At 59.2% G+C, this 3,116-nt stretch carries 5 protein-coding genes; 2 read left to right on the forward strand and 3 right to left on the reverse strand.

Annotation, left to right across the window (positions count from 1 at the left end):
* Positions 1-82: 82 nt before the first annotated feature.
* A complete protein-coding gene (locus EN906_RS37490) occupies positions 83-475 on the reverse strand; it encodes a nuclear transport factor 2 family protein (RefSeq protein WP_164748986.1) in 393 nt (130 codons plus the stop codon).
* A 1-nt stretch (position 476) separates the two neighbouring features.
* Positions 477-1,361: an NAD(P)-binding domain-containing protein gene (locus EN906_RS28630; protein WP_127270480.1), complete on the reverse strand. Its 885-nt coding sequence runs from the start codon at positions 1,359-1,361 to the stop codon at positions 477-479.
* Positions 1,362-1,490: 129 nt separating this feature from the next.
* On the opposite strand from EN906_RS28630, the gene EN906_RS28635 reads away from it, so the two are divergent.
* Positions 1,491-1,844 (forward strand): winged helix-turn-helix transcriptional regulator, encoded by a 354-nt coding sequence (locus tag EN906_RS28635; protein ID WP_127270482.1) that lies wholly within the window; start codon positions 1,491-1,493, stop codon positions 1,842-1,844.
* A gap of 82 nt (positions 1,845-1,926) precedes the next feature.
* Here EN906_RS28635 and EN906_RS28640 read toward each other — a convergent pair whose 3' ends face one another.
* Positions 1,927-2,181 carry a DUF1127 domain-containing protein gene (locus EN906_RS28640; protein ID WP_127270483.1) on the reverse strand — a complete coding sequence of 85 codons (255 nt, stop codon included), beginning with the start codon at positions 2,179-2,181 and terminating at the stop codon, positions 1,927-1,929.
* Positions 2,182-2,411: 230 nt separating this feature from the next.
* Here EN906_RS28640 and EN906_RS28645 point away from each other — a divergent pair.
* Positions 2,412-3,116, forward strand: a 705-nt coding sequence (locus EN906_RS28645) for a winged helix-turn-helix domain-containing protein (RefSeq protein WP_206529191.1), incomplete at its 3' end; no start/stop codon positions are given.

Consider the following 3,116-nt stretch of genomic DNA (forward strand, 5'->3'; position numbering starts at 1 on the left):
CGACAAGCTGATCGCCACCCGCCTGCCCGGCGCCCAACGCGAGGCGGTGCGCTGACATGTTCGAATGTCAGCTCTTGACCGGTTAGCTGACGCCGCCCTCTGCCAGAGATCGAGCTGGTTTCAACAAACCGAAGAAGCCAATGATACGCGTTATCCGTTTCTGCTCCTCATCCAGAAAAGCGATGTCCAGGCCCTCGGGTAAAGACGAACCGTCAGGCGTCACAAACTTCCACGCGAAGCGCGCGACGCCGTGATGAACGTCCACGTTGCTGGTCCGCAGAATGCAGGCACCAGGATGCTTGCTCTGAATTCCTGCAATGTGGGCTAGAAGTTCTTCGGCACCAACGGCGTGAACGGTTGGATCGGTATACGTCGCGCCATCGCTCAAGATCGATAACAGCGACGCCCGCCGCTTCTCGGCGTTTTCGGTGGACCACGATGCACAATACTTATCGATGAGATGCGTCAAAGGCATGCTACTTCCCTGTCGCCAGAAATTGCGAGAGCGCGGCGAAATCATCGTGCAGGTGGCCCGCCGCTATGGCCCGTTTGAATATCGCATCATAACCATCGACTATTGAACGGTCGATTTCGCGGAACTGCATCAACTCCAATAGATGCTGCATTGCGCCGTGGTGCGCCGAGATCGACGAGAGCGTTTCGTTATCGCTGGCAAATCGGCCAGCGCTCGTCCGCTTGATGAGGTCGGTCACCAAGCCGTCAATGACCGGCGCCGTCGCGGACCACTGACGCGCCAGTTCACCGAGTTCGATCTCTTCGGCCTGCGACACGGCGATCGCATGGAGCGCCCCGAACAGAGCGCCCCACATGATAGCCAGTAGTGCGCTATCGAGCCCGTTCGCACGCCCTGGTTCTTCGCCAACATGCTGAACATTGCCACCCAAAGCGCGAAACACATCGCGGTTCGTGTCGAAAGCCGCCCTTGGCCCGGCAAGCAGGATGGTTCCGGCGTCCGTGCCGATATAATCCGGCGTCGCCATGATCGCGCCATCAAGGTAGCTTGCGCCGTGCTCCCTATACCAATCAGCGGCTTCCCGTGCGCCATTTGGCGTCCCGGAAGTCAACTCCACGATCAGCTTGCCGCGAATGGCTGAGGCGATGGCGTCACTGTGGAGAAGCGCTTTTGTCGCCTCATAGTCGCTGACATTCACAATGATGATCTCGCCTGCGTTCACGGCTTCCTCCACGGAGGACGCGACGATTGCGCCCAGCCTGGCGAGTGGATCGGTCTTCTGTCTGGTTCTGTTCCAGACAGTCGTCGGATATCCCGACTGAAGCAGGCTGCCGGCGAGCGCCGAGCCCATACGGCCCGTTCCAACAACCGTGATTGAAAGCTTCATTCCACACTCCATATCAATTGGCGGCGTCAGACCGCGTTTTGCTGTGATCGTCTTGAGAGGTATGTCAAAACGAGCGGCGCGCGATACGCACCCGGGCGTAAGTGGTCACCAGAAGGTAAGGAACGCGCGATGAACAATTCCGCGGACAATGGCTTTGCAGCGGCCGTCAGGATGGTCGAAGGAAAGTGGAAAGTAGATATCCTTTGCGAGCTCGGAACGGCGTCGCGCAGATTTGGTCGATTGAAACAGGCGCTCTCTGGCATCAGTGAAAAGATGCTGGCTCAACAATTGCGAGAACTGGAGGCGGACGGCCTTGTCGACCGCAAGGTCTTTTCCGTGGTTCCAGCGAAGGTAGTCTATTCGCTGACAGAACGCGGCGCGGCGCTCAACGCAGCAGCAGGTTCACTATGTCTGTGGGCCGAGCAATTCGGCCTGCCCGGCTGCACTCAGATTACCAATGGCGTACATATGGATGCGCTCTGATGCATGTCGCCCAAAGCGACCTCGGTTTGGGCGCCCATCGCGAGGCGGTGCGCTGACGCCCGACGCAATTGCGGCATTCGCTCTATCGTTCCCAGAAGGGCTTGGCGATCTCTCCCTCGACCTGCTGTATCGTCAGGCCGATATCGTCGATCAGATGCGGATTGTCCTTCGACATCTGCCTGAGTTGCCAGCGAAAGCGTATCCGTTCGCGCCAGGTCCGATCGTGCCAACTCGCTATGATGCTTCGCAGGGTCTTCAGGAGCCGGCGCGATGCCGGCCGCACGGGCGTTCCCGCTCGCGCTGCACAACGCTGGGCTGATGCAAGTGTATTGGTCATGGCAACCTCCATATGGTTTGAGGGCCTGGGGCTCTCGATGAGGTTGAATTCTGCGCGATACGGACGGCGCCGTAATTAAGCCCTCCCAAATAGTTCTCAAAACTTCCAAACGAGCTAGAGCAGTTCACCGGCTCACGGAACCGGCAAACTACTCTAACCCTTTGTTTTGACGCAATTCCGAACAGAAAACCGCTTCACACTTTTCCTGGAATTGCTCTATAGATGCGCCTATGCAGGGATCGCGTTTTGCCTTTGGTCCGTTCGTGCTTGATCCGGGTGCGGGAACGCTGCTTCGGAACGACGTCCCCGTTGCCGTTGGCTATCGCGGGCTGAGCCTGCTTGCAGCACTCGTCGGGCGGCCCGGTGAAATATTGGGGAAGGCCGAGTTGATGGACGCTGCATGGCCGGGCACGGCCGTCGAGGAAGGCAACCTCACCGTCCAGATCGCGCAGTTGCGCAAGCTGCTTGGTCCTGTCGGCGAGAACGGCGAATGGATATCCACCGTTCCGCGCGTCGGCTACCGTTTCACAGGGGCCGTCGAACAGCTCGGCGAGGCCAAGCGAAAATCCTTGCCGCTGCCCGACAAACCATCGATAGCCGTGCTGCCCTTCGTCAATTTCAGCAACGATCCCGAGCAGGATTCCTTCGTGGACGGGTTGACCGAAGACCTCATCACCGACCTGTCCAGGATCTCCGGCCTGTTCGTCATCGCCCGCAATTCGACCTTTGCCTATAAGGGAAAAGCGATGGACGTGCGCGAGATCGCCGGGGATCTTGGCGTGCGCTACCTGCTGGAAGGCAGCGCAAGACGCGCCGCGGGGCGCGTGCGCATCAACGCACAGCTGGTCGACGCGGTGAGCGGCGACCATCTGTGGGCGGAACGCTTCGATCGCGGCCTGGACGATATCTTTGCCGTTCAGGACGAGGTTACGGCC

It is taken from the genome of Mesorhizobium sp. M7A.F.Ca.CA.004.06.1.1, assembly GCF_003999135.1.
Taxonomy (GTDB): domain Bacteria; phylum Pseudomonadota; class Alphaproteobacteria; order Rhizobiales; family Rhizobiaceae; genus Mesorhizobium.